This window comes from Shewanella sp. N2AIL (assembly GCF_022690845.1).
Classification (GTDB): domain Bacteria; phylum Pseudomonadota; class Gammaproteobacteria; order Enterobacterales; family Shewanellaceae; genus Shewanella; species Shewanella baltica.
In genome coordinates, this window is record NZ_JALBYT010000005.1 from 23,784 (window position 1) to 50,153 (window position 26,370).

Sequence of the window (26,370 nt, forward strand, 5' to 3'; positions counted from 1 at the left end):
TCCATAAATTCAAAAATTAACCGCTAATCAAGTTATTCAAGGCTAAGATTGGCTGCAGAATCGCCATCACGATAAACAGCACCACACACGCCATACTCACCACCAGCATAGGCTCAAACACCCCTAATGCTATGTTGACGTTTCCCTCGAATTCCCTGTCTTGGTTATCGGCTGCGCGTTCTAACATTTGCTCAAGCTGACCACTCTTTTCGCCCGAGGCAATCATGTATAACATCATTGCCGGAAACAACTTAGTATTAGTCAGTGCCGCACCTAAGCTAGTTCCTTCACGCACCCGCGCAGTCGCATCATCCACTGCGGCCCGTACTCGCACATTCTGCAATACTTCACTGGCGATACGCATACCGTCGAGCAAAGGCACAGAGCTTGCGGATAAGATACTTAAGGTCCGTGCAAAACGTGCCGTATTTAAGCCCTTACTCACGCGGCCCACAACCGGCATGCTCAATAGAAAATTGTCGTACTTCATTCGAAACGCAGGCGACTTTAACATACGCCGAAAGAGTGCGAACAGCATCACGAGGGCGATGACGACAAACACACCGTAGTTTTGTACAAAGTCAGAGGCCGAAATCAAGAAGCGTGTCGAAGCCGGTAACTCGGCGCCCATGTGTTCAAACTGCCCGACCACCTTAGGTACAACCGCCGCCAACAGGATGGAAATTACCCCAATCGCCACTGTGGTCAATACCGCAGGATAAATCATGGCTTGCGTCAACTTAGATTTAAGCTGTTGGCGTCGCTCTGTATAATCCGCCAGCCGATTGAGCACCACTTCTAAATGACCGGACTTTTCACCCGAGGCCACCATGGCACGGTATAAATCATCGAAAATGTGCGGAAATTCAGCCAAGGAATCGGCCAGACTGTAACCTTCAACCACCCGCGAACGTACCGCCATGATCATACTCGCAAGGCGATCTTTCTCGCATTGCTGACCAACGGCTTTAAGGGATTCTTCAATCGGTAAACCCGCGGCCACTAAGGTCGCGATTTGGCGGGTGATCAAGGCTAATTCAGCGACCGAGATACCCCGTTTGAAAAACGAAAAGCTGCTGCTCTTAGCTTTGGCTTCTTTTTCGGAAACAGGCAGAATTTCCAAGGGCATCATGCGCTGATCGCGCAACTGGCTGCGGGCGTGTCTGGCGGTATCCGCCTCGATTACGCCCTTAAGCTGCTTTCCCTTGGCATCCAGTGCCTTATATTCAAATGCTGGCATAAATTACTCCTCGCGAGTCACACGTAGCACTTCTTCGAGAGTGGTGATGCCCGCGAGCACTTTGCTCATGCCATCGTGACGAATGCTCGGCACAAACTGACGGATATACTTTTCGATAGCTAACTCACCGCGGCCGCCATGGATCAATTCGCGTACATTGTCATCAACCAGCAATAATTCATGAATACCGGTTCGACCACGGTAGCCATTGTTACCACAGGATTTACAACCATTGGCGCGGAAGATACGTCTGTCGTCATCGGCCGCTATGCCCAGTAACTCACGCTCACGTGCATCGGGCACATGCTCAATTTTACATTTTGGACAAAGGGTACGGATCAAACGTTGCGCCAACACACCGAGCAAACTCGATGATACAAGGAATGGCTCAACGCCCATGTCTTGCAAACGCGTAATTGCGCCAGAGGCCGTGTTGGTATGCAGGGTTGAAATCACCATGTGACCAGTCAGTGATGCTTGCACCGCAATTTGCGCGGTTTCGAGGTCACGGATTTCACCTATCATCACCACATCGGGATCTTGACGCAAAATCGCGCGCAGACCTCGAGCGAAAGTCATGTCAGCCTTAATGTTAACTTGAGTCTGGCCTATGCCGTCTAGCTCATATTCGATTGGGTCTTCCACGGTAAGTATGTTGGTGTCTTTAGAGTTAATCTCAGTCAAACCCGCATACAAGGTGGTACTTTTACCCGAGCCCGTTGGGCCAGTCACCAGAATAATACCGTGGGGGCGACGGATAAGATCTTCAAACTTAACCCGAATACTGTCGGTCATCCCCAATTGCTCTAAATCGAGGTTGCCAGTATTTTTATCCAGCAGACGCAGCACGACGCGCTCACCATGGCTCGATGGCATGGTCGATACCCGCACATCTACCGCACGACCAGCAATACGCAGGGAAATACGGCCATCTTGTGGTACACGTTTTTCGGCGATATCGAGGCGCGCCATCACCTTAATCCGCGACACTAACAGCGACGACAGCTTACGGTTTGGCTTAAGCACTTCCTTGAGCACACCATCGATACGGAAACGCACTATGAGCTGTTTCTCGTAGGTTTCGATGTGGATATCCGAGGCTTCTTCTTTAATCGCTTCAGATAACAAGGCATTAATCAGTTTGATGATAGGCGCGTCATCATCACCTTCGAGCAAGTCTTCGGTCTGCGGCAGTTCTTCGGCAAGGGTGAATAAATCCATCTCGTTGCCGATATCTTCCATCAACTGCTGCGCTTCAGACGAGTTCGCCTGATACGCTTGAGTGAGTTTGGCCTCAAACTTCGCGACTTCGAGCTTAACCAAAGGCAAATCAACACCCGAATAGCGCCGTGCTTCGAGCATGGCCGTTAACGGTGTTTTGCTGGTATAAAACAAGCTCAACTCGCCCGTTTCACCCGGCGCGAGCACCACATCGTGGCGATGGGCGAAGGCAAAAGGTAAGCGCTCTTTACTGCTCGAACGAAACACCTCATCACCTTCAGCTTCCAGACCTAGCTCATTGGAGACTTGGCTGAGGTCATCGACTTGGGATAATTGTATTTCACTCATTGGTTTTATCTTTATTCTTGTTTTCTTCCAGTGACTTTAAAGTCGGATCCGTTTGGCGCATCTGGGCATCTAAACCTTTGCCTTCTTTGTAACGCTCTAAAATCGCGTTAACTTCTGGCGGCAAATACTCTGATTGATTCCATTCTTCCAACACAGGCACTTTTGTATTTGGCATTAAGTTAACGCCACGCTCTTGCTGCTCAAGTTGTAATGCTCTGAAATAGTTATATTTACGCCCAGCAATCCCTTCCATTGTGATGCCATCACGGATAATGGTTGGTTTGATGAAGATCATCAGGTTTTTCTTGGTCTTTTTGCTCGAAGAAGATTTGAATAAATGTCCCAAAATAGGAATGTCACCCAAGAAAGGCACTTTTTGCACACTTTCTTGCACTTCTTCGTTGATCAAGCCCCCCAGAACCACAATTTGCCCTGAATCAGCCATAACGGTAGTGGTTAAACGGCGTGTCGCAAAGGAAATATCTACACCTGTATTACCGTTAACTCCTGATACTTCCTGCTCAATCGTCAGCTTAACCGCATTGCCTTCGTTGATCTGCGGCACCACTTTCAACTTAACCCCAACCTCTTTACGTTCAACGGTTTGGAATGGGTTGCTATTGTTAGAGCTGGCGGTAGAGCCCGTCAGAATAGGCACTTCATCACCGACGATGAAAGATGCTTCTTGGTTATCTAAGGTAGTAATAGAAGGTGTCGCCAGTACGTTTGAGTTAGTGTCACTGGATACGGCTTGGATCAGCGCACCAAAGTCACCCATGGCCACACCCCATGCCATACCGTTCACTTTACCTAAAGCTTGTGCAAGTAAGGTAACATCGCCCTTAGTACTCGGGTTTTGACCTATCACCTGACCAGTACTCGGGTTAGTGATGAATGTGCCTTCTTTATCTTGCGCCTGCCATACACCAGCGCCAATCTCACCAATGGTTGGGCCTAAGTTATTAAACTGAGTGCCACCACCCGCTTTCGCCGCCCATTGCACCCCAAAGCCGACACTGTCGCCTTCGGCAACTTCGACAATAATGGCCTCTACGAGTACCTGAGCACGGCGGATGTCGAGCTGATTAATCACGCTCTCAATGGTGCGCATTTGATCGGGCTCGGCGCTGATCACTAAGGCATTGGTTTCAGTATGCGCCATGATATTGATTTCATTACGGCGTTTACCACCAGCAGCCTGAGCGCTTGGGTCTTTATCACCCTCTAATTTTTGGGCAAACCCTGTCAGCACTTCAACTAAATCTTCGGCCTTGGCATAACGTAAGTAACGCACCTTAGTGTTGCCTGTGCTGGCTTGCTCGGCATCGAGACGATGAATAAGTTCGACCACACGTTGGCGACTCTTTTCATCACCGCTAACAACCACAGCGTTGATGCGTTCGTCGGCAACCACTTTTGGCGCTTGGCCTGGCAATTGAGCTTGGTTAGCCGTGGCACGGTAAAGGGTATCGATAATTCGTACCATTTCCCCCGCAGAAGCGTATTCGAGCGGCACGACTTGCACCGAGGTATCGCCTTGCTTATCTACGCGGCGGACAATTTCAACCAACTTATTCACCACGGCAGCACGGCCAGACAACATCAAGACGTTGGAGGGATCGTAGTTCACTACGTTACCGCCACCCGCGTTATCATTTAATTGGCGTAACAGCGGAGCTAATTGCTTGGCCTCAGTGTTATACAGCGCCACGATACGCGTGACCATCTCATCGCCTATCCCAGGTTCGGCATCATTAGCCACTCGGATTGCTGCAGTTTTGGCGTCTTTGTCTTTGATGACTTTGATGACGTTATTTTCCATCTCGACGATGGCATAACCGTAGACTTGTAAGACGTTGAGGAAGAACTGGTAATACTGTTCATCGTTCAGCAGATCATAACTGCGAACGTTGATTTTACCGCGGATCGTCGGGTCGACTATGATGGTCTTGTTCAAGTTTTTACCAACTATGTTGATAAACTCTTGAATATCCGTGCCCTTAAAGTTGGCCGCATACTGTTCAGACCAAGCGAATTGGGAGGAGAACATGGCTGCACCCGCAACAATCCCTGCAATCAGCTTGCGTCGAATCCTTTTGTTATTCATTCTTTTTCTTTCCTCTAACGCGTGTTATTGCGGCAAACTAAACATGATTTCAACCAATTGTCCTTCCCGTTCAACCATAATAGAAACTTCGGTTAACTCGGATAATTGGCTCATCATTTCTAACGCCTGACTCATTACGGTCAAGTCGTATCCATTAATCGATTTGGCTAAATCATTGGCTTTAAAACCCGCCTGCTTGAACAAATTGGCGTCTTTACCCGGATTCAAACGATAACCCGCCACAGAATCACCCTGTCTCACGGGTGAAATGGCAATGTAATCGGTGATCTTACTGGGGTCGGCTAACAATTCGGTGCGGGATTCGGCGAGTTCTTGGGAAATATCGGCATTGTTACGTTGATCAACACGGCTCACTGCCGAGCCAGCCTTATTACTTTTAGCTTGTTGTAACTGCTGATTGGCTGGGCTTTGGCTGGTGTACACTAAGCCATCGAGCATTAAGGTCTCGTAACGGCCAGCGTTAGTGATGATGATGCGGTCGGCATAAACTTCTTTGAGTGATGCAGAAGTGCCCTTGATCTTATCACCTAAACTGTAGGTTTCTTGGCTGCCACTAGATTCAATAATCGCTAAGCCTTTTTGGTCGGCCGTCGATGCGACAACCCCAGTCAGCTGAATTGAAAGTGTAGTCTTAGGTGCGTCGGTCACAGTCTCAACGACTTCGACTTTAGGTTTATCAGATGTCGCATCCGCCTTACCAAAGAGTCCAAGCTGCTGCAGACCTGCGAGATCAACCTGACCAGCACCTTTGCCATTCACGCTTACGGGCGTTGGGGACCAAGCACTGGCAGATGAGTGAGTAGGCACTAATTTCCATGTAATTTGCGCAGCTAACAACATGATCACAATAAAGCCCAACCAGAAGACAATCCGGCTTAGGAGTTTATGGGGCATGCCAATGGCTTTTGCGATAACTTTATCTAATAAATCCATATTTTATGTGGACCCTCGATACAGGTCTCTGTTCTGATTATAATAATTAGGCAATAACCGCCTCATGCTAACCTAGGCTGCATTTGGCAACAAGCCCATAACAGCATTCAAATTGGCGAAAATAGGCCAATTATGCTAACTTTTCCCGCCACAAAAGGGTGTGAAGCACGCCACCCTTTAACATAATAGAAATGCACTTCACGCATTTTCTTGCTCGGCATGTGAACTCATCGATCTTTTAGCTGGAGACACTATGACGCAAAGTCAAAGCGACAAAACAGACATTCGACTCGATAAGTGGCTTTGGGCTGCACGTTTCTATAAAACCCGTGCCATCGCCAAAGAAATGATTAACGGCGGCAAAGTACATTACAACGGCCAGCGCGCCAAATCTAGTAGGAATGCCGAGATAGGCGCCGTCCTTAAGATACGCCAAGGATATGACGATAAAGAGATCGTCATAAAAAAATTATCGCAATTACGCCAAAGTGGTGCGATTGCACAAGAATTGTACGAAGAAACCGCGACTAGTCTGGCTAAACGGGCCATTAATGCTGAGCAACGACGTCTCCACATGCTCAATAACCCGATACCCGATCAGAAACCAGATAAAAAGCAACGACGCCAGCTCATGCGCTTTAAAGACCTTTAACAGTGAGATACACGATGAACCAAGATACTTTACACCGCTACTTGTTCGACAATGCCGATGTGCGTGGTGAACTGGTGCAGTTACAAGACAGCTATCAACAAGTGATCAGCGCCCAAGAATATCCAGCCGTACTGCAAGTGCTGTTGGGTGAATTAATGGCGGCCACCTCGCTATTAACCGCGACATTAAAATTTAGCGGCGATATCAGCGTGCAGTTACAGGGCAACGGCCCTGTTTCTTTAGCGGTGATCAACGGTAACAATCTACAAGAGTTACGCGGTGTGGCTCGCTGGAATGCTGAACTTGCCGATGATGCTAGCCTTACCGATCTGTTCGGTCAGGGCTATATGGTCATCACCTTAACACCCGATGAAGGTGAGCGCTACCAAGGTGTGGTCGCACTGGACAAGCCAACACTTGCGGCCTGTGTTGAAGAATACTTCAATCAATCTGAACAGTTACCAACAGGCATTTGGTTATTTGCCGACGGCAAACAAGCGGCGGGCATGTTCCTACAAATTCTGCCAAGCCAGCAAGATCACAACGCCGACTTCGAACACTTGAGCCAACTAACGTCGACCATCAAGGCCGAAGAGTTATTCACTCTTGATGCAGAAAGCGTATTACATCGCCTCTATCATCAGGAAGAAGTGCGCCTATTCGATCCTATCGATGTGAGCTTTAAGTGTACTTGCTCCCATGAACGCAGTGCCGGCGCGATCAAGACCTTAGATCAAGCGGAAATCGAAGCCATTCTCGCCGAAGACGGCAAGATTGAAATGGGCTGCGAATATTGCCACGCAAAATACATTTTTGATGCCATAGACGTAGCGGCATTATTTGCGAACGGTCAGTCATCCGCGACTCAGCAATAATCACTTAACCGGTTCATCAAAGCTAAACAATATGGGCGCCCGATTAGGCGCCCATTTTTTATTCATCCCCACAATCCCCTCACACATTGCACTCGGCTTAGGCTACAATCGCCTCACTTTGTTACCTAGCACGACTTAGGTGATAAATAAAACAAAATCGGCAGACGATCGATAACAAAAATAACCTTACAAATCAAATGGAGACCTCACTATGGCGGATGGATTAAACCGCGTTCACTTTAACCCCTCAACAGCACAACTTGTCGAATTTGCCCTGCTACGCGGCGAAGGTGAATTGACAGCCAATGGCGCATTAGTCGCTAAAACAGGCGCTCGCAGTGGTCGCTCACCCGGCGATCGCTTTATCGTAAGAGAACCCAGCTCAAAAGCAGACATCGAATGGGGCCCAGTCAATCAAGCTTTCGATCCCGGTGCTTTTGAAGGTTTATGGGCGCGGGTAGAAGCTTACCTAGCCGATAAAGAACTGTTTGTATCTGACCTCGAAGTCGGTGCCGATACTGAGCATTACCAACCAGTACGTGTCACCACGCAATACGCTTGGCACCAACTGTTCGCCCGCAACCTTTTTATCATCCCAGAAGAATTTAACCGTAAAGACAAGCCAGTGTGGCAGATCATCAATGCCCCTGACTTTGTTTGCGATCCCGCGCGTGATGGGACTAACTCAGATGCAGCGGTGATTTTAAACTTCGCCGAACGTAAAGTGCTGCTAGCTGGCCTGAAATACGCTGGCGAAATGAAAAAATCTATGTTTTCTGTACAAAACTTCCTGCTGCCAGCCCAAGGCGTGCTACCTATGCACTGCTCGGCTAACGTAGGTAAAGATGGCGACACTACGCTATTTTTCGGTTTATCTGGCACAGGTAAAACCACACTCTCTGCCGATCCAAAACGCTTCCTGATCGGTGACGATGAACACGGCTGGGCACCTGGCGGCGTATTCAATATTGAAGGCGGTTGCTACGCCAAATGTATCGATTTAAGCCAGAAGAATGAACCTGTTATTTGGGATGCGATTCGTTTCGGCACTGTACTTGAAAACGTCGTAATGGACGAACACCGCGTACCCAACTACAAAGACAGCAGCCTGACGGAAAACACCCGCGCGGCGTATCCGCTGGAGCACATCGCCCAACGTAAAGAAGACAACTGCGGCGCCGAGCCACATGCCGTTGTGTTCTTAACCTGCGACGTATCTGGCGTATTACCACCAGTTTCTATCCTGACCAAAGAACAAGCGGCATACCACTTCTTGTCTGGCTACACAGCTAAAGTGGGTTCGACTGAAATCGGCTCAACCTCAGCGATCCAATCGACCTTCTCAACCTGCTTCGGTGCACCTTTCTTCCCACGCCCTGCTGGCGTGTACGCAGAACTGTTAATGAAGCGCATTGAGTCCTTCGGTAGCCAAGTGTACTTAGTCAACACCGGCTGGACTGGCGGCCCACACGGTGTGGGTAAACGTTTTGACATCCCCACCACTCGCGCCATCGTCGATGCGATTGTCAGCGGTGAATTGAAAGATGTGGAAACCGTCCACTTAGACACATTGAACCTCGCCGTTCCTGTGGCAGTCACTGGCGTAGACAGCAACTTACTCAACCCAATCAACACTTGGGGCGATAAAACGCTATACGCCGAATATGCCCAGAAACTGGCCGAAGCTTTCACTAAAAACTTCGCTAAGTATCAAGTATCAGACGCTATCCGCAACGCTGGTCCAAAGGCATAAGCGCTTAAGCATTAAGCCATAGCCTTACTTGTAAAAAGCGCCGACCCAGCAATGAGTCGGCGCTTTTTATTGTCGTGCCAAAGGCAAATACTTAGTCTTGATGCTATTAAGATCCCACAGAGTCAATGCTGCACGACCATTTAAAGCTCAGCGACTCCCTCATTAAAGATGGATGGACGCTTAATATCTCCCAACGGCATCATTGCGACGGCAACTATATTGGTGGGCATCCGAATGAAATTTATATAGCAGATGTTGCAACAGCCCCAAAAATCACAATTCATCAATCCGGCAGCTAAAATCGCACCATTAAATAAACTTTATTCATTTTTAAGCCAATAAATTTAAGCATTCCTCATTTAACACTTATGTGATTTAGACTTTGGTTATTTTGAAACCAAGGTTGGTAATGTTTCACAATCCCCAGCTATGCAATTGTGGTACTTTAGCCGGACAAAAAAAGTGTTGGGCATTGGCTTTTAGCCTAGAGTAAGCCTTAATCACTAAGGTTTACGGCATCTAGATTCAAATCGCCTACATCACACAAAATGCTGCGGCAACTGGGGAGTTTCGCAAGAATGAAGAGCAAGAGTTTATTAGGCAATATTGGTGTGCAAGTGGTTATTGCCATGATTATCGGCGCGCTAGTCGGTTTTATCATGGGCGAGAGTGCAAGCGTGTTTGCACCACTCGGAACCATTTTTATCCATTTAATCAAAATGCTAGTGATCCCACTAGTGTTAGTTTCTATCATCAGCGGCGCGGCGAGCTTAGGCGATAGCCCATCGGCGGGTAAGATTGGCATCGGCACTTTCGGCTTCTTTATCGTGACATCTGGCATCGCCGTGGTGCTGGCGTTGGTGATGGGAAATCTGTTCCAACCGGGCGCGGGTGTGGATTTCACTGCCCACAGCAGCTCAGATTTGATGGAAGTAACCAAGGAACACGGCGCATTGCCTGGGGTGATGGATACCTTTATCGGTATGATCCCAACCAATGTGTTCGAATCGCTGAACGGCGGTAACATCTTACAAATCTTAGTCTTTAGTATCTTTTTCGGTATCGCACTGACGAAGGTTAAAGGCGATGGCGCTAAGCCAATTTTGGCCGCACTCAACACTGTCGTCGACGCCTTTGTATGGATGATCAACTGCGTGATGATCATTGCGCCTATCGGTGTATTTGGTTTGATGGCCGATTCCGTGGGCACCTTCGGTTTCGATGCGTTAGAAGTGGTATTTAAGTTATTCGCCGTGTTTGTGGCCGCGATTCTGATCTACGGTTTTATCTTCTTCCCATTGGTAGTGCAGCTCTTCTCAAGAGTGTCGGCACGCCAGTTTATTTCGGCAATGAAGAAACCACAGGTGATGGCGTTATCGACCGCCTCGTCAATGGCGACGCTGCCGGTGAATATGGAAACCTGCGAAGAAGATCTTAAAGTCTCTAAAGCAACCACAGCCTTCGTGCTGCCGTTAGGCGCCACGATCAATATGAGCGGCAACGCGATTTATTATGGTTTAGTGGCCATGTTCTTCGCCCAAATGTATAACGTCGACCTGTCGATGACGGCCTATGCAGCCATTATCTTCACTTCGACCTTAGGCGCAATTGGTCAAGCGGGTGTGCCCGGTCCGTCTTTCTTAGTGGTGGCAGTGCTGTTAGCGGCTGGCATCCCTATCGATGGTTTACCTTTACTGTTTGCCTTAGATCGAGTGTTTGACATGATCCGCACCGCACTTAATATCACTGGCGATGCGGCTTGTGCCTTGATCATGGATAAGTACACAGAAGTTGAAGTTAAAGCGGATAGCGAGCACAGCTTAAGCTAGCAAATACAGTACTCAACGCTTCAAATACCGGCTTGAATAGGCAAGGCTTATTCAAGCCTTTTTTATGCCTACTGCACGGCATAACACCCCGCTTCTGCACACGACTGTTCAGCCAATCCAATTCAAATATCTGAATTTAAATGTGATCTCTCCCGCGCTATCCACTAAGCTCAATTTGCTAGATTTCGCAATTTGCATTTCTTTCTGGCGCAATAGCCGCAAGTGACACGGTTTTTCTGCGATACTGGCTCTACGTAATGTCGCTTGGCTAACGCCCAAAGGAATTCTGCCCTATGTCTGTATTTGCCCCAGCCACACCCTTTGCCGACTTTATCTATCGTCATTTCCGTTCAGTCCACGCCTTAAAACTCGGTTTAGCCCTGCTCGTTGCTGTCACTATTAATGCTATTTGGGCGCCGCCGCATTTTATTTGGAGCATGGTGACGATTGTTGTCATCATGATGAGTCTGCCGCAGGTCGGCGGCGCGATTGAAAAGTCACTTCAAAGAGCGATAGGTACCTGTTTGGGCTCAGCTTATGGGGTGATGCTGGTTGCCACAGTTGACAGTTATTGGCTGATCATGAGCCTGCTGATCTTGGCCGTCAGTTTGATTTGTTTTATCTCGGCCGGACGCTACAGCTACGCCTATTTAGTGTCAGGATTTACCATCATCATAGTGGTCGGCGATGCAAATCACGACACCTCCGAGGCACTGTGGCGCACGGCCAATATACTTTCTGGCTGCGTGATCGCTATTTTGGTCTCGCTGTTTATTTTTCCCATCAAAGCCAAACAAGATTGGCGCTCTCAACTCACTCATGCCATCGACAATATGGCCGAAGTACTAGCCCAGCATCTTAAGGCGCCCGCTAATCACGACCTCGATTTTCGCGCCAAACTCGAAGCCGCGATGAAAGCCGTACTCACCCAGAAGAAGCTGTTTTTCTCCTTAGAATGGGAAAGTAAAACCCTCAAAAAACACAAAGTACTGTTGTCGCAACTTGCCAATAAACAAGTGCGGCTAATCACCTTGCTCGAACTCTTGCCCTTAACCCGCTGGCAGGAAGAAGACAAAGACGCCTATCTGCAGATTAATGCGGTTGCCTCTGAGCTCGCCTTTTATTTACAACAGCTTGCAGAGTTTTTAGCGGGTAAAGCTCAACAATTACCGACCTTGCCGGAATGCTTAGAACAAGAGTTACAACACAGACTCCAGCTTTCGCTAGCCTCAGCCCCTATAACATCGACAATCGAGACATCAACAACCACGGCATCAACAACCGATTCAAATGCCGCCGCAACCAACGGCGAAGTCCCGCAGGGATTTGCGCTCACAGGATATAGCTGGCTTATTTATCAGCTCGCCATTGCCGTCGAAGCGCTTTACGAAGACATCGCCATTATCGAAATTGCCTATAACAAGCAGCCCGCATCGCAGATAACGTCCGGCAAAGCGGATTAGACTATTCGGACTTCTCATTCAGGGCTTTATACCAATCGTATCCACCGTCTGAATGCCAGATAAACCCTTGGCCGCCCTTGCGTTAACGGGGCGTTTAATGAAAAGATACCGTCCTAATAAAAACTCGATATATGGACTCTTTTCATGCGCTTATTTTCCCTCTCCGTTATCGCCATTGCCTGCCTTTCTGCGGGCAGTCTCTACACTGTCGATGCTGTTGCCAACGATGCAAAAACCTTAGATCAACCATCTACAGCTTTGCCAACCTCAACGCCAGTCGCTGCGGCGCAAACCGTCACCAACAAAACGCCAGTTGAAACCCCAGTAGCAACAGCGCCACAGGATGTAAGTCCAGCTGCGAATACCCAAGCAACCGAACCCGCTGCGACTGTCACAACCGATGCCACAACTGTAGCGCCAGAGCCCGCGCCGATCCCTGAGCGAGCCAACACCTTTGTCAACGATGCCATTTTACCGCCCAGCATCACTTGGCATGGCGCCAGCGAATCGCTCATGTTGAGTGTCGATAACGAGTGGGCGACGCCGTTTGAGCAAAGTAGTGGCATTGAGAGCCCAAGCTACGATGCCACTATCGCTTGGCTCGACAAACTTGCGGGCGAGTCAGATAAATTACAAAAGGTGAGCTTAGGTAAAAGTCCACAGGGGCGCGATATTTGGATGTATATCGCCAGCAGTGAAGGCATTAATGAGTCGGCGCGCCTCAAGCAAAACACTAAGCCAACGGTTTTAGTGCAGGCGGGGATTCATGCCGGAGAAATCGACGGTAAAGATGCCGGCATGATGCTGCTACGCGACATCATCAAGGGCGATAAAAGCACCCTGCTGGATAAAGCCAACCTCTTGTTTGTGCCTATGTTTAGTGTCGATGCCCATGAGCGCAGCGGCGAATTTAATCGCGTGAATCAACGTGGCCCTGTGAATATGGGCTGGCGCACTACGGCAAATAATCTCAACCTTAACCGCGATTATGCCAAGGCCGATACCTTAGAAATGCAGCACATGTTGCGCGCAATCAACGTGTGGCAGCCAGATTTGTATATTGATGTGCATGTCACCGACGGCATCGATTACCAATACGATGTCACCTTTGGTTATAACCTCGCCCAAGGGTTAAGCCCAGCCAGTTACCGCTGGCTCGAAAACAGCTACAGACCCGCAGTTGAAGCAGCATTAACCGAGCAAGGCCATATTCCCGGCCCGCTGATTTTTGCCGTGGATAACGCCGATATCACCAAAGGTATGTCGCTGTGGAATCCAAGCCCGCGCTTCTCTAACGGTTATGGCGATGCGCGCCATTTACCCACTATTTTGATAGAAAACCATAGCTTAAAACCCTTTTCGCAAAGGGTGCTCGGCACCTATGTGATGCTGGAGCAAACCCTCAAAACCGTGGGCGAACAGGCGACTAAACTGAAGAGTGCGATTCAGGAAGATAAGTACCGCGCTTCGCCGCTGATTACATTAACGTGGAAATCGGCACCGCTCGCAAAAGGTTGGGACTTTAAGGGTATAGATTACCAGCTAGAGCAGAGTCCGATTAGCGGCACAGAGGTGGTGCGCTGGAACGGTCAACCTAAGCTGTACCCAAATCTGCCTGTGCTCGCTGAGACTGTACCCGATATTAAAGTCACTCGTCCGAGCGCTTACTATATTCCGGCGCAATGGACGCAAGTGATTGATCGTTTGAATATACACGGCATTCGTATGACGCGCCTGACCAAACCGACAGAGCTTAAATTACAGCAATATAAACTCAGTAATCCCGTGTTTAACACTAAGGATTTTGAGGGCCGTCAAACGGTCAAAGCCGAGTCAGAGTTGACGAAAGTCAGCACCACTCTGCCCGCTGGCACCATTAAAATCAGCACAGATCAACCGCTGGGCGATCTGGCTGTTTTACTGCTAGAGCCGCAATCGCCAGATTCTTTGCTGCAATGGGGTTTCTTCAATCCTATCTTCACCCGCACTGAATACATTGAAGATTATGCGGTTGAACCGCTAGCAGCCAAGATGCTAAAAGATGATCCTAAGCTGCAGGCTGAGTTCGATAAAGCACTGACCAACGCCGAATTTGCCGCCGATCCCGAGGCACGCCTACGCTGGTTCTATGAACGCAGCCCTTACTACGATAACCGTTACCTTAAGTATCCGGTTTACCGTAGTCGTTAATCTTCGCCATAAAAACGCCATTAATTACAAAGACTTACGCGCGCTAACGCTATACGCTAAGGGCACATTCTGCCCTTGGTGTGTTAACACATAACGGCCATCGGTTTGCGCTTCGAGCCCTTCGAAACAGTTGTACGGGCTAAAATCGAATTCGTGGAAAAACTCCAACACTAAGCCCGCCTGCAATAACGCATTGATCACTTCCGATAGACTGTGTGACCAACACATTAAGGTTTGCTGTTCATCATCGGTATTTTCGGTATAAGTGCCCTCCAGCTCTATGTCTGGCTCACCCCGATTAAAATAGCTATAACCATCGAACAACTGCTGCGCCGGATGAAATTCAGCCATATAGAACTGTCCGCCGGGCTTTAAACAGTCGGCAACCGTCTGTGCCCACAGGGTTAAATCCGGCAACCACACAATGGCACCATAAGACGTAAACACAATATCTTGCGGCTCAACCTTACCCGCCACACTGTAAACATCGCTACAGATAAACTCGGCGGACAATTGTGTCTGCTGCGCCAGCTTTTGTGCTTCTTCAATCGCCACTTCAGACAAATCGACGCCTGTAACTCTGGCACCCATGCGCGCCCACGACAGGGTATCTAAGCCAAAATGACATTGCAGATGCAGCAAACTTTTCCCCGCCACATCAAGCTCGCTCAGCTCAATTTCCCGTAATGAGCTATTCCCACGCAGGAAGCCCGCCACATCATAAAAATCCGAAGTTAAATGTACCCGAGTGCGCGCATCCCAAGCCGTTTTGTTCGTCGTTAAATAATCCATCTGCATCCCTTCTTATGTTTTTTGTCTTGTCTGTATGTTTGCCCAGCCAGACCTATGAGGCTCAAGCTAACTTAATAAATGAGCAATTTCACTAATCTGTGAGTAAATCACTCATTTGGCGGACATGTCCGCACCGCAAAGCACGGACACTTTTAGTTTAAACATTTGATTATAAATGAAACTTAAAATTGGCATGGGCTGTGCAATGTCTTATCCATCGCCAGACTACTCTGCACTCACCCGAAAAACGAGTGCCAGATAAACAAGGAAGCTAACATGTCACTACGCCCATTTATATTCACCCTCGCTTTTATATTGGTGTTTACCGCAGGGGTATCGCTCACTGGCTGCATTATTAATGTCAACGCCGCTGGCATGCCCGATTTAGACCACCAGCAACGCGAACTCACACTCGATAGCCAAGACTTACAAGGTCTGATTGCCGAAACAGGTGCGGGCAGTCTCGAGATTATCGGTGTAGAAGGCCTAACTCAAATTAAACTCGTCGCTGATATCTATAGCAATAAAGACAGCAACGACAGCAACGACAGCAACGACAGCAAACTCATTCTCACCCTTGAGAAAAAGGCCAACAAGGCCAAGCTCAAAGCCGATTTTGAACAAAGCGGTTTTAATAATTACTCGCCCTATATCGACCTAAAACTGCAAGTACCTGCGAATTTAGCACTGGATATCGATGACGGCTCAGGTGCCATTTTGATCAGCAAGATGACAGCAGATATCAATGTCAAAGACGGTTCAGGCGAACTCATCATCAACGGCGGTAACAATGTCAGCATTGATGATGGCTCAGGTGATATTGAAGTCAGTCAAATCAACGGCAACCTAACCGTTGAAGATGGCTCTGGTGCCATCAAGGTGACTGATGTTCGCGGCAATATCGCTATCGATGACGGTTCAGGCAACATCGAAGTCGCCAATGTGCAAAGTGCTGTGACCATCACAGATGGCTCAGGCGACATTAATGTGTTTAACACTAAGGGATTAACGATTCTTGCGGCAGGTTCTGGCGATGTGAAATTTAACAAAATCGACGGCCCAGTAAGCATGGAATAACGCGCTATTTTGCCACCCTACACCCAAAGGTTTTACCCACTTCCCGGCGTAGAGACTGATGTTGCAAAGGTTCCCAGCCAAGATGTCAGTCTTCTACCCACCCTTTTAAGCTTGTGCCCGACTTATGCATTTATGCCACTAACCCCTTGTAGTGGCATTTTTTTATACCGAAATTAAGCTTGAGTTTGCAGAAATGATGTTGATTTTATTCAGACCGTTACGCTTTAACCTTGTGGATTTGCTAAGATTGTCAGCCTTCCCACTTCGATAGTCGAAAAGTCACACTGTATTGCCAGTAAGGTCGAGAATATGGATCAATTTTCGGAATACCAAAAAGCAATTGAAGCGCTTTCTCTATCGGATAATCCCAGACAGATAATGGAAGAACTTGGGGATATTTGCTTTGATGGCGAATCTTTGTATCACAATGGCAATAAAGCCCTAGCCACACATATTTTCAAGCATATTTACGCCTTAGATGCGCACTCAGACTATTTCTCACACGCCAGAACTGTCGCAAAAGCCTTTCTTATAACCTTGGAAGAAATTCCCACGATCTCCCTAGAAGAGGTTATTTTACAGATAAAGCATGAGCATGCTTCATTAGCGGCACATCAATTGAATCTCCTGATTGCAAAACGCATTTTTAGGGAGTTTAGTCACCACCAAGACGCTATCCACATCACAATGCACTACCTCACCAAAGCCGAAGCACTCGCACCGCTGAGCAAGAGTGACCTTCGCCTTAAAGCTTTAGCAAGCTCAAATAAGCGTGAGTAAAGGGATAGTGCGACAGAATAAATCATCAGAATTTAGAGCCGCTTCTCAAAAGAAATGCAAAAATATACCGGAAGAGATCAACGTTCTGAATTCGACAACCCAATTTTAATTAAGTGATAATATGGACATTTCATCTTTTAAGAAATATATAAAGTTAGCACCAGAAAATGTTTCAGAATGGCAGAGATGGGAAAATTCATTGCCTACCTTCGATTCTATATTACCAATATTGGATTATGTATATAACTCTGAGTGGCAGCGAGATGATTGGAAAGCCATAATGGCATTCATTCGGAAAGGTTATGTTGAGCAAAATAAATCATCTGAGTTGGTTGACGGAATTAAGCATGTAAATATATTCAACTCCAAGGTTATTAATGTAAAAGTTGATGCCGCAATTTCATTAAACTGCTCCATCGTTCGTTCATTAGAGTCAATTAATTTATGCTCAGATTCAGTGGAATCATTAAGTGTGTCCCATGCAAGCAAACTCTCTGAAATTACCGGAAACACACAGAGTTTAAGTTACTTATCATTAAATAAATGTCAAAAGTTAGATTTTGGTTCTATCATTTCAACGCTTGAAAGCGTAAAAATTTTAGACCTTAGCGGGAATCCACAGTTGTCCAGTATTGATGAGTTGCGTGGAAATAAAAATATTTTTGCGTTATATCTTGTTGAAACAAATGTCATTAAGACTAAAGAAACTATCGATATTTTGGCTTCGATACCAAACTTGAAAAAACTTTGGATTAAAGCAAACAAAAAGGAGTTGGAACTTTTGAGAGAAGCCCTACCAGAGATTGTAAATTAAGCATAGAAAAAGACCGGACATGTAGTTCGAGAGAAGTTTATCGAGAAACCCACTGTTGAATTTGGATATGTTCATGCAAATAAGATACTCAGAGGTTAGCGGGATTAAGCACTGTCATGGAAGTGACCGTCCGTGACATGGATGTCACGATCGAGCATACAGGGACGTACTTGCTGCGAGTCACTGGAATGACAGAGCTTAATCATTGTATAAAAATACCAATGACTTAATAGGATTTTGCTCTTTTATATCGCACTATGTTCGACAGACTCAATCAACGCCAGCTTTTGACTGCGACTCAGCTTTTTAACTGCGATCTCACGGCGCAGTGCATCGCCGTGACTGCCAACCTGCTCTTGATACATCAGTGTTAATGGACCTTTACCGCGCAGATACTTAGCGGATTTGATGCCACCCGACTGATGCTCGCTAAAGCGTCGTGTGACATCTGTGGTGACGCCTGTGTATAAATGCCCGTTGGCGCAGCGGACTAGATACAAATACCAAAGGGCAGATTCGGTCACTTGCGAATGACCTACTTCGCCATGCCTAACAGACTCAAGAAGAATGCATATTCTTGGGCTGTGTCTTGGTACTGGCGATAACGGCCACTCTTACCGCCGTGGCCAGCTTCCATATCCACATTGAATAACAACACCTTATCATCCATCTTGTACCACTTATTCTGTACATCGCGCAGTTTAGCGACCCACTTGGCGGGTTCAAAATACTGCACTTGCGAGTCATGCAAACCCGTCGTCACTAACATGTGTGGGTATTCTTGCTCGGTGACATTGTCGTAGGGCGAGTAACTCAGCATGTAATCAAAGTAAGTTTTCTCGTTTGGATTACCCCATTCATCGTACTCGTTGGTAGTGAGCGGAATCGACTCGTCCAGCATAGTGGTCACCACATCAACAAACGGCACATGGGCTGCGATGGCAAAATACTTGTCCGGTGCTTGGTTAGCAATTGCGCCCATTAGCAAACCACCCGCACTGCCGCCTGAGGCAACGACCTTGTTTTTATCACCATAACCTTGCGCCGTTAATGCCGTAGTTACATCGATAAAATCATTGAAGGTATTTTGCTTATTCAACAGCTTACCGTCGTCATACCAAGGGCGACCGAGCATTTCTGAGCCGCGCACATGGGCGATGGCATACACAAAACCGCGATCGAGCAGACTGATAACGGATGAAGAAAAATCGGGTTCAACTGTGTAACCGTAAGATCCATAACCGTATTGATACAGAGGGTTAGTGCCATCTTTCTTGAATTTATCTTTACGATACACCAAAGAGACAGGCACTTTCGCGCCATCACGGGCGGTAATAAACACACGCTCGGCACGATATTGGCTGGCATCGAAGCCGCCTAAGACTTGATCTTGTTTCAATAAATCACGTCTATCGGGATTCACCAGCGAATATTCGTATACGGCTTCTGGCGTTGTCAGGCTAGAGTAGAAAATGCGTAACTTATTGCTGTCTTGCTGGGCATTAACATCTAAACCCATCACATAGGCAGGCTCATCAAAGCTCAGTTCGAAGGGCTTTTGACCATTGAATGGCATCACTTTAATTCGCGTCAGGCCATTTTCGCGGGTCTGAATAATCAGATAATCCTTGAGCACTAACTCGTCTTCGATACGGGCATTGGGGTTATGCGCAACCACTTCTTGCCACTTAGATTTGTCCGCCGCATCTTTAATGGCGACCTTCATCAAACGGAAGTTTGTCGCCTGCCAGTTGGTGAGAATATAATAAGTATCACCCAGCTTAGACACACTGTATTCGTGGCCTTCTTCCCGCGCTAACACTGGCTTGAATAAACCCAGAGGTTCGCTGGCATCGAGCACTGACACTTCGCTCGTTGTGGTGCTCTCTTGGAACAACACAATTTGCGACTCATCTAAGGTTTTGCCCAGCGAGATATAAAATGAATCGTCTTGTTCTTCATACACTAAAACATCGCTAGATTGCTTAGTGCCCAGCTCATGGCGATACACTTGGTAGCCAAGTAAGGTCTGCAAATCTTTGGCGATATAGAACACATGTTTGTTGTCGTTCGCCCACACTACGCGACCTTCAGTGTTTTCAAGCACGTCGACGATCATGTCACCCGAGGCCAAATCTTTAAAATAAATGTGATATACACGGCGGCTGAGGACGTCTTCGCCAAAGGCCAACATGGTTTCATCTGGGCTGACACTGGCGCCGCCTAAGCCATAAAACTCATGGCCCTTAGCTCGCTCGTTCACATCGAGCATCACTTGCTCAACGCCATCGACGCCCTTACGGCTGATTAGCGGATATTCGCCGCCTTCTTTATAACGACTGTAATAGCTGTGCTGGTGCCATTGGTACGGCACGCTCGACTCATCGGCGACTAAGCGCTCAGTTAACTCTTTAAAAAGGCCATCTTGCAGCGGCTTTAAGGGTTTGAAATAGGCCGCAGTGTAGCGATTCTCGGCTTCGAGATGGGCCAACACTTTAGGATCTTTGCGCTCATCATCACGCAGCCAATAGTAATCATCGGTGCGCGTTACGCCATGCAAAGTCATCACATGGGGAATTTTTTCAGCAACTGGGGCGGGTACTTGCCCTTTTGAGGTCGAACAACCGGATAACAACATGGCAATACCTAAAGTTAGCAGCAGAGATCGCATTTATACGTCCTTGTGACGTCCATAACGACCGTCGCAGAATGCAACGGCAAGTCAATAAGCTTATGTGTTCAATATGATAGTGGTCAGGTGTGCACTAGCGCAAACATTGAACGCGAGAAGTTGCCATTCGCGGTAAATAAGAGCAACATAACGGCGTTTTTGAGCGCAAACGGCTCAAAAGCAAATTCTCAGGGCGGGGTGAAACTCCCCACCGGCGGTAAATGGGTAACAGCGAAGTGATTATTTTACTGAGCATCCCCAAAGCCCGCGAGCGCCCGAAATCACTTTCGGGGTCAGCAGATCTGGTGCCTTAGATTTTGCCTAGTGCAAAACTGACTATTCCAGAGCCGACGGTAATGGACTGTTTGCTTTAATGGCGACAGTGCTGAGTCCGGATGGAAGAGAATGTAAGACAACACCTTGTGGTATTTAAGTGCAACGCGCTTATGTATCGCAGTGTTAGCCTCATGTTTTGCAATAACTTCACCCCAAGTGAAGTGATATTGCTACAGCAAAATCGAGCCTTTTGGTTTGATTAGGTTGTATTTCTGCACGCCCTGATTCTGGATATTCCAATGTCGTTTATTTAAGGATATTAACCATGAATCAGTCTTTACTTGCTCCTTTTGGTACTGCTATCGAACGCGTTGAAGCGGGTCTTAATGCCCTGCGTCAAGGCCAAGGTGTGTTAGTTGTCGATGACGAAGATAGAGAAAACGAAGGCGATTTAATTTTCGCTGCCGAGACGCTGACTAACGCGCAAATGGCCATGCTCATCCGTGAATGTAGCGGTATTGTTTGCCTGTGTTTACCCGATGCAAAAGTCAAAGCCCTCGAGTTGCCCCCTATGGTGGAAAACAACTCGAGCCAATACGGCACGGCGTTTACTGTGAGTATTGAAGCTAAAGTTGGTGTGACTACAGGGGTTTCTGCCGCCGATCGCGTGACCACCATTAAAGCGGCGATTGCCGATGGCGCTAAGCCAAGTGATCTCGCTCGTCCTGGCCATGTGTATCCACTTCGCGCGCAACCGGGTGGGGTATTGACCCGCCGTGGTCACACTGAAGGCACGATCGATTTAGTGCAACTCGCTGGCTTAAAACCCGCTGGTGTATTGTGTGAAGTCACCAATCCCGACGGTACTATGGCGCGTTTACCCGAAATTATCGCCTTCGGCGCACTGCACAATATGCCTGTGCTGACGATTGAAGACATAGTGGTCTACCGTAAATCGCTACTGGCGAAGGTCGGTTAAGTCAAACCTCAATGGCCTAAACTTAGGTCATTAGCTAAAAAATAAAGGACGTTTCGCTGCGGCAAACGTCCTTTTTATTGGGCGTTATTTGCAGCCCAACTTCGCCTATCCCACTTTTTATATCTTCCCTGAATCACTGCCCATGGAACATGAAATAAAGTCTTTCTTTCGAATGACAAAAACTGCCTCACATCACAGACAAATGAAATGTTTGTTTGATAGGCACAAAATATGCTAATAAAAATAGCTGTTTAGCTCGATATATAACAATTTGCTTAATTTCGTGACCTAGATTAGATATCCATAAACTAAAGGTCGCGGTGACTGGCCGCCTATGTTAAATATTCTCACCCTGTGCCTAGTTCCATTTTCAACTCAAGTTCAACGTGATGACGTTGAATTTCTTTTTTGACTAGGCGAACGAGTGGAGTGATCTTTAATGCCGTCAGCGCTACACCACCTTAGTTTGAAGCAAAAGCTCATACTATTTTCGCTTGTCCCCTTGTTGATGATGAGTTTTTTTATCCTGACGCGCATGCATGGCTTAATAAATGAATCACACTCGGCCAAGCACAACCATCTTGCGGTGCAGGCGACAGTACACATCACCGAATTACTGTATCAGTTGCAGAACGAATATGGTCTGAGCACCAACAAACTGCCCACCGATAACGCGCTAGTCACGCAACAACAGGCGACCTCTAAAGCTCTCGATACGTTACTTAACAGTGAACCTTTAGCCCACCTCAGTGAGTCGCTCGATCCTAAGAGTATTGAAGCCAGTCAGATGAACGCGTTATTAGATGCCATCACACTCACGGGCCACAGACTCGCCAACGCACGCCAAACCCTTGCGAGCGAAACACAAAGCCCGTTTACTGACCTCTATAGTCAACTGCACACTCAGCTGTTGCAGCTCATTCAACAATTGCAGTTACAGACCAACGAAATCAGCCAATCCCGCGCTTATACCGATTTATTGAACCTGCTAATGGTGCAGGAACTCGCCGTAAAAGAACGTAGCGCAATTAATCATTTGCTGCTCAGCGACTCACTCAATCTGAATGACTACCGCACCATAGGCTCCTTCATGTATGAATATGGCCGAGCCGTGATGCACGCGAGCAATGCAGCGATTTCCGATAGAAAATCGTTACTGCAAAACCTGCAAGATTCGCCAGAGAATCAACGTATTCTGCAGATAAGCCAACAAATTGAGCAGCAAACCCGCATTAGCGCACTGGCAAAGAATATTAATGCCAACTTAGGTTACGGTGGCTTAATGGGGAGTTTTCAGGACTATCTGCTGAAGGGCGATGACGTTTCACTGCAAAAATTTAATGATGCGCTAGCGAACATTCACCTCAACTTAGATGAACTCAATCACGAAATTCGCTTTCTCCCCGAATTTAAGCCGGCGCTGAAAACCATTGAGGACAGCATAGATCAATACCAATTCAGTATGGCCAAGCTACTGCAATTGAAGCAGCAAGGCTTGCCGATGGCGGAGATCAACGCCATTGCGCAAGTCCCAGCCAGTGAGGACAAGTTAAGCCAAGCGATGACACAGTTGCTAATGCCGCCACATCCGATTGACAGCCAAAAATGGTGGGCGCTCACCACCCAGCGTATTGAACAACTGCATCAACTCGCCAAAGACATCACCCAAACCATGGCGCAACAGAGCGAGTATCAACAAAACCAAGCCCTGACCTTCCTCGGCTTGTACTTGTTATCAGCCCTATTTACCGCAACCGTTACACTCTGGCTCGGACAGAAGATCATTCGCAACTTTATGGATAAAATCACTAAGATTGCCAATGATATGCAGCAAATGGCGGAAGATCCCAAGCTCAATATCAATATCCGCGTCTCAGGTACCGATGAACTGGCTCGCATGGCTCGCGCCATGAACCGCATGATCAGCGAACGGCAGAAGGCAAACCATGCTCTCACCCGCGCCGCTGCGGTATTTGACTATTCTGCCGAGGGCATAATGGTGACTGATGCCGACAACCATATCGAACTGGTCAATCCGGCTTTCTGCAATATTACTGGCTATACATTGGAAGAAGTGAAAGGCCGCAGTCCATCCCTTCTCAGTGCTAACCGTCACCCACAGCACTTTTACACCGCCATGTGGGAGTCGCTGCAAACAGAAGGAAAATGGGAGGGCGAGGTTTGGAATAAGCGCAAAAATGGCCAAGTGTATCCCGAGTATTTAGCCATTACTGTGGTGCGAAATGAGCAGGGGAAAATAATCCAACACATTGGTTTATTTATGGATATCAGTAAGCGTAAGCAATATGAGCAAGATCTTTGGTATCAAGCCAACTTCGATGCGTTAACGGGCCTGCCTAATCGTAAGTTGTTTAATGAGCGCCTGCAGCACGAAATCCATCTGGCGCAGCATGACTCACGCAAACTGGCGATTCTGCTGATTGACTTAGACCAATTCAAATACATCAACGATGTGCAAGGCCATGCCACGGGCGACTTATTACTTAAAGATGTGGCCAAGCGCTTAGAAGGCATTGCGGGTAAAACCGACTTTATCGCCCGCATCGGGGGTGATGAATTTGTCCTTATTTTACCGCGACTGACCAACGAACTCGCCATCGAGCACATGGCAACGCGTATTATCGAAACCTTAGGCATGCCGTTTGACTTAAATGACCGCGAGATCCAGATTTCAGCCAGCTTTGGTATCGGCGTCTATCCCGAAGATGGCCTCGACGTCAGCTCACTCACCCGCAATACCGAAACAGCCATGTATCAAGCTAAAGATGCGGGACGGAACAATTTCAAATACTTTACCGCGGGCATGAATGAAGCCATGTTCGCTCGGATGGAGTTAGAGCAACGCCTGCGTCGCGCCGTGGCACAAAATGAATTTGCCCTGCATTATCAACCCATAGTGGATATGCAAACTGGAGTGGTCTGCAGCGTCGAAGCCCTTATCCGCTGGCAAGACCCCGACTTTGGCCTGATCCCACCGGATCAATTTATCCCGCTGGCCGAAGAAACCGGACTGATAGAGCCTATGGGCGAATGGGTGCTCAACCAAGCCATGCATGATTTGAGGCAGTGGCAAAAAAGTGGCTTAAAAATCAATGTCGCGATTAATGTTTCCGGTCGCCAATGCATCAACACCCGCGGCATGGGATTCGACCAAGTGCTGCAGGAATGCTTTAACCGCCACCATGTAAACCCGCGCAATGTGCATATTGAGATCACTGAGAGCATGCTGATGGGCGATGCCAGCCATTGCTTGAGCACGCTCGAATCGATTCGCCATTTAGGCTCGCAAATCTATATCGATGACTTCGGCACAGGTTATTCTTCCCTGAGTTATTTGAAGAAATTCCCGATTTCTGTGATTAAAATCGACCGTAGCTTTGTGGAAAATGCCCTCGAAAGTAACGCTAATGCTAACTTAGTCAAAGCCATTGTCATGATGGGGCAAAGCCTCGAAATGGAGTTAGTAGCCGAAGGCATAGAAACCGAAGCCCAGTGGCACTTCCTGCGGGATTTAGGTTGCCACTTCGCCCAAGGATATTTGATCTCTAAACCACTGCCCTTTGACGAGATCACCCCCTTGCTGCACATCAAGCACACAACACTGCTCAACCACGATTACCAAGATAGGTGCGTGAATATCTAAGATGCTGAAAGCTAGCAACTAATAGCAAAAAGAATTGAAGAATAAATAGCAAAAAAGCAGCCTAGGCTGCTTTTTTTGTAACGAATAAAACGGATTTACGCCTGTGGTTGGCCTTGACCGTTCATTATGCTTTCGCCGCCCTTAGAGGCTAACTTAGCTAAGTCTTTATCGATAAAGAACAGCGCCTTACCATCTTCACCCACTAAACGTATCTTATCGACAATCGACTTAAACAGCTTTTCTTCTTCGTGCTGCTCGGCCACATACCATTGCAGGAAGTTGAAGGTTGAATAGTCTTGATTCGAAAAGGCTGCATGGGCCAAGGCATTGATCTGACTGGTAATCAACTGCTCATGTTCATAGGTGAGTTCAAACAGAGCCAGCAGCGAATCAAACTGTGACTGTGGCGCTTCAATCGCCCCCAACAAAGGTAAGCCACCGGTTTCACTCACATAAGTGAACAAACGACGCATATGGCCCATCTCTTCGTCCGCGTGCTCGCGCATAAATTTAGCTGCACCTTCAAATCCCTGATCTTCACACCAAGCGCTCATTTGCAGGTATAAATTTGAGGAGAAGAACTCCATATTAATTTGTTCATTCAACTTTTCGATCATAGTGGCTGACAGCATAGTAAATCCTCTTTTGCGTTCGAACTGAATCATGGGGCACATTGTCATCAAGG

At 47.5% G+C, this 26,370-nt stretch carries 18 protein-coding genes, 1 pseudogene and 1 riboswitch; of the genes and pseudogenes, 11 read left to right on the forward strand and 8 right to left on the reverse strand.

The window, feature by feature from the left end; translation table 11 throughout:
- Window positions 1-16 precede the first annotated feature (16 nt).
- Genes gspF through gspC form a run of 4 tightly spaced genes read right to left on the reverse strand, consistent with a single transcriptional unit; the run spans window position 17 to window position 5,870 of the window.
- Entirely contained in the window at window positions 17-1,240 is a 1,224-nt protein-coding gene (gspF, locus tag MO387_RS04825) for a type II secretion system inner membrane protein GspF (protein WP_006084929.1), read from the reverse strand.
- A gap of 3 nt (window positions 1,241-1,243) precedes the next feature.
- The gene (gene gspE / locus MO387_RS04830; RefSeq protein ID WP_107946234.1) at window positions 1,244-2,809 is read right to left on the reverse strand and encodes a type II secretion system ATPase GspE; all 1,566 of its coding nucleotides are present in this window, start codon (window positions 2,807-2,809) and stop codon (window positions 1,244-1,246) included.
- Entirely contained in the window at window positions 2,802-4,916 is a 2,115-nt protein-coding gene (gspD, locus tag MO387_RS04835; protein WP_107946233.1) for a type II secretion system secretin GspD, read from the reverse strand. Before gspD ends, gspE begins: the two co-directional genes overlap by 8 nt.
- 24 nt (window positions 4,917-4,940) lie before the next feature.
- Window positions 4,941-5,870, reverse strand: coding sequence for a type II secretion system protein GspC (gspC, locus tag MO387_RS04840; protein WP_107946232.1), 930 nt, complete (start codon window positions 5,868-5,870; stop codon window positions 4,941-4,943).
- Window positions 5,871-6,123: 253 nt separating this feature from the next.
- Here gspC and hslR point away from each other — a divergent pair, with 253 nt between their 5' ends.
- From hslR to MO387_RS04870, 6 genes are all read left to right on the forward strand, one after another.
- The gene (gene hslR / locus MO387_RS04845) at window positions 6,124-6,522 is read left to right on the forward strand and encodes a ribosome-associated heat shock protein Hsp15 (RefSeq protein WP_107946231.1); all 399 of its coding nucleotides are present in this window, start codon (window positions 6,124-6,126) and stop codon (window positions 6,520-6,522) included.
- Window positions 6,523-6,536: 14 nt separating this feature from the next.
- The gene (gene hslO, locus MO387_RS04850) at window positions 6,537-7,397 is read left to right on the forward strand and encodes an Hsp33 family molecular chaperone HslO (protein ID WP_107946230.1); all 861 of its coding nucleotides are present in this window, start codon (window positions 6,537-6,539) and stop codon (window positions 7,395-7,397) included.
- Window positions 7,398-7,608: 211 nt separating this feature from the next.
- Window positions 7,609-9,150 carry a phosphoenolpyruvate carboxykinase gene (locus MO387_RS04855; RefSeq protein WP_107946229.1) on the forward strand — a complete coding sequence of 514 codons (1,542 nt, stop codon included), beginning with the start codon at window positions 7,609-7,611 and terminating at the stop codon, window positions 9,148-9,150.
- 578 nt (window positions 9,151-9,728) lie between these two features.
- Window positions 9,729-10,979: a dicarboxylate/amino acid:cation symporter gene (locus tag MO387_RS04860; RefSeq protein WP_011848179.1), complete on the forward strand. Its 1,251-nt coding sequence runs from the start codon at window positions 9,729-9,731 to the stop codon at window positions 10,977-10,979.
- A gap of 293 nt (window positions 10,980-11,272) precedes the next feature.
- Window positions 11,273-12,442 carry an FUSC family protein gene (locus tag MO387_RS04865; RefSeq protein WP_107946228.1) on the forward strand — a complete coding sequence of 390 codons (1,170 nt, stop codon included), beginning with the start codon at window positions 11,273-11,275 and terminating at the stop codon, window positions 12,440-12,442.
- Between the two features lie 144 nt (window positions 12,443-12,586).
- Complete coding sequence (locus tag MO387_RS04870; protein ID WP_107946227.1) at window positions 12,587-14,632, forward strand: M14 family metallopeptidase; 2,046 nt, start codon at window positions 12,587-12,589, stop codon at window positions 14,630-14,632.
- A 24-nt stretch (window positions 14,633-14,656) separates the two neighbouring features.
- Here MO387_RS04870 and MO387_RS04875 read toward each other — a convergent pair whose 3' ends face one another.
- A complete protein-coding gene (locus MO387_RS04875) occupies window positions 14,657-15,424 on the reverse strand; it encodes a class I SAM-dependent methyltransferase (protein ID WP_107946226.1) in 768 nt (255 codons plus the stop codon).
- A gap of 276 nt (window positions 15,425-15,700) precedes the next feature.
- On the opposite strand from MO387_RS04875, the gene MO387_RS04880 reads away from it, so the two are divergent.
- The 3 genes from MO387_RS04880 (at window position 15,701) to MO387_RS04890 (ending at window position 18,095) form a co-directional block, all read left to right on the forward strand.
- Window positions 15,701-16,501: a hypothetical protein gene (locus MO387_RS04880; RefSeq protein ID WP_242326109.1), complete on the forward strand. Its 801-nt coding sequence runs from the start codon at window positions 15,701-15,703 to the stop codon at window positions 16,499-16,501.
- A gap of 309 nt (window positions 16,502-16,810) precedes the next feature.
- A complete protein-coding gene (locus MO387_RS04885) occupies window positions 16,811-17,281 on the forward strand; it encodes a hypothetical protein (protein ID WP_107946224.1) in 471 nt (156 codons plus the stop codon).
- A 121-nt stretch (window positions 17,282-17,402) separates the two neighbouring features.
- Window positions 17,403-18,095, forward strand: a complete 693-nt coding sequence (locus tag MO387_RS04890; RefSeq protein ID WP_107946223.1) for a hypothetical protein — start codon at window positions 17,403-17,405, stop codon at window positions 18,093-18,095.
- Window positions 18,096-18,340: 245 nt separating this feature from the next.
- On the opposite strand, the pseudogene MO387_RS04895 reads toward MO387_RS04890, so the two are convergent.
- Window positions 18,341-18,610: pseudogene (locus MO387_RS04895) on the reverse strand (GIY-YIG nuclease family protein); the annotation flags it as partial.
- Window positions 18,611-18,630: 20 nt separating this feature from the next.
- Window positions 18,631-20,766 (reverse strand): S9 family peptidase, encoded by a 2,136-nt coding sequence (locus tag MO387_RS04900; RefSeq protein WP_107946221.1) that lies wholly within the window; start codon window positions 20,764-20,766, stop codon window positions 18,631-18,633.
- A gap of 180 nt (window positions 20,767-20,946) precedes the next feature.
- A riboswitch (FMN riboswitch) is annotated at window positions 20,947-21,177 on the forward strand.
- A gap of 190 nt (window positions 21,178-21,367) precedes the next feature.
- Between MO387_RS04900 and ribB the strand changes: the two genes are divergently transcribed.
- Window positions 21,368-22,021, forward strand: coding sequence for a 3,4-dihydroxy-2-butanone-4-phosphate synthase (gene ribB, locus MO387_RS04905; protein WP_107946220.1), 654 nt, complete (start codon window positions 21,368-21,370; stop codon window positions 22,019-22,021).
- Window positions 22,022-22,460: 439 nt separating this feature from the next.
- Window positions 22,461-25,685, forward strand: coding sequence for an EAL domain-containing protein (locus MO387_RS04910; RefSeq protein ID WP_107946219.1), 3,225 nt, complete (start codon window positions 22,461-22,463; stop codon window positions 25,683-25,685).
- Between the two features lie 95 nt (window positions 25,686-25,780).
- Here MO387_RS04910 and ftnA read toward each other — a convergent pair whose 3' ends face one another.
- Window positions 25,781-26,317: a non-heme ferritin gene (gene ftnA / locus MO387_RS04915; RefSeq protein WP_107946218.1), complete on the reverse strand. Its 537-nt coding sequence runs from the start codon at window positions 26,315-26,317 to the stop codon at window positions 25,781-25,783.
- Window positions 26,318-26,370: the final 53 nt, after the last annotated feature.

Excerpts from the sequence above, each read along its gene's own strand:
- gspF (WP_006084929.1), bottom strand. The coding sequence starts at position 1,240 with ATGCCAGCATTTGAATATAAGGCACTGGATGCCAAGGGAAAGCAGCTT.
- gspE (WP_107946234.1), bottom strand. The coding sequence starts at position 2,809 with ATGAGTGAAATACAATTATCCCAAGTCGATGACCTCAGCCAAGTCTCC.
- gspD (WP_107946233.1), bottom strand. The coding sequence starts at position 4,916 with ATGAATAACAAAAGGATTCGACGCAAGCTGATTGCAGGGATTGTTGCG.
- gspC (WP_107946232.1), bottom strand. The coding sequence starts at position 5,870 with ATGGATTTATTAGATAAAGTTATCGCAAAAGCCATTGGCATGCCCCAT.
- hslR (WP_107946231.1), top strand. The coding sequence starts at position 6,124 with ATGACGCAAAGTCAAAGCGACAAAACAGACATTCGACTCGATAAGTGG.
- hslO (WP_107946230.1), top strand. The coding sequence starts at position 6,537 with ATGAACCAAGATACTTTACACCGCTACTTGTTCGACAATGCCGATGTG.
- MO387_RS04855 (WP_107946229.1), top strand. The coding sequence starts at position 7,609 with ATGGCGGATGGATTAAACCGCGTTCACTTTAACCCCTCAACAGCACAA.
- MO387_RS04860 (WP_011848179.1), top strand. The coding sequence starts at position 9,729 with ATGAAGAGCAAGAGTTTATTAGGCAATATTGGTGTGCAAGTGGTTATT.
- MO387_RS04865 (WP_107946228.1), top strand. The coding sequence starts at position 11,273 with ATGTCTGTATTTGCCCCAGCCACACCCTTTGCCGACTTTATCTATCGT.
- MO387_RS04870 (WP_107946227.1), top strand. The coding sequence starts at position 12,587 with ATGCGCTTATTTTCCCTCTCCGTTATCGCCATTGCCTGCCTTTCTGCG.
- MO387_RS04875 (WP_107946226.1), bottom strand. The coding sequence starts at position 15,424 with ATGGATTATTTAACGACGAACAAAACGGCTTGGGATGCGCGCACTCGG.
- MO387_RS04880 (WP_242326109.1), top strand. The coding sequence starts at position 15,701 with ATGTCACTACGCCCATTTATATTCACCCTCGCTTTTATATTGGTGTTT.
- MO387_RS04885 (WP_107946224.1), top strand. The coding sequence starts at position 16,811 with ATGGATCAATTTTCGGAATACCAAAAAGCAATTGAAGCGCTTTCTCTA.
- MO387_RS04890 (WP_107946223.1), top strand. The coding sequence starts at position 17,403 with ATGGACATTTCATCTTTTAAGAAATATATAAAGTTAGCACCAGAAAAT.
- MO387_RS04900 (WP_107946221.1), bottom strand. The coding sequence starts at position 20,766 with ATGCGATCTCTGCTGCTAACTTTAGGTATTGCCATGTTGTTATCCGGT.
- ribB (WP_107946220.1), top strand. The coding sequence starts at position 21,368 with ATGAATCAGTCTTTACTTGCTCCTTTTGGTACTGCTATCGAACGCGTT.
- MO387_RS04910 (WP_107946219.1), top strand. The coding sequence starts at position 22,461 with ATGCCGTCAGCGCTACACCACCTTAGTTTGAAGCAAAAGCTCATACTA.
- ftnA (WP_107946218.1), bottom strand. The coding sequence starts at position 26,317 with ATGCTGTCAGCCACTATGATCGAAAAGTTGAATGAACAAATTAATATG.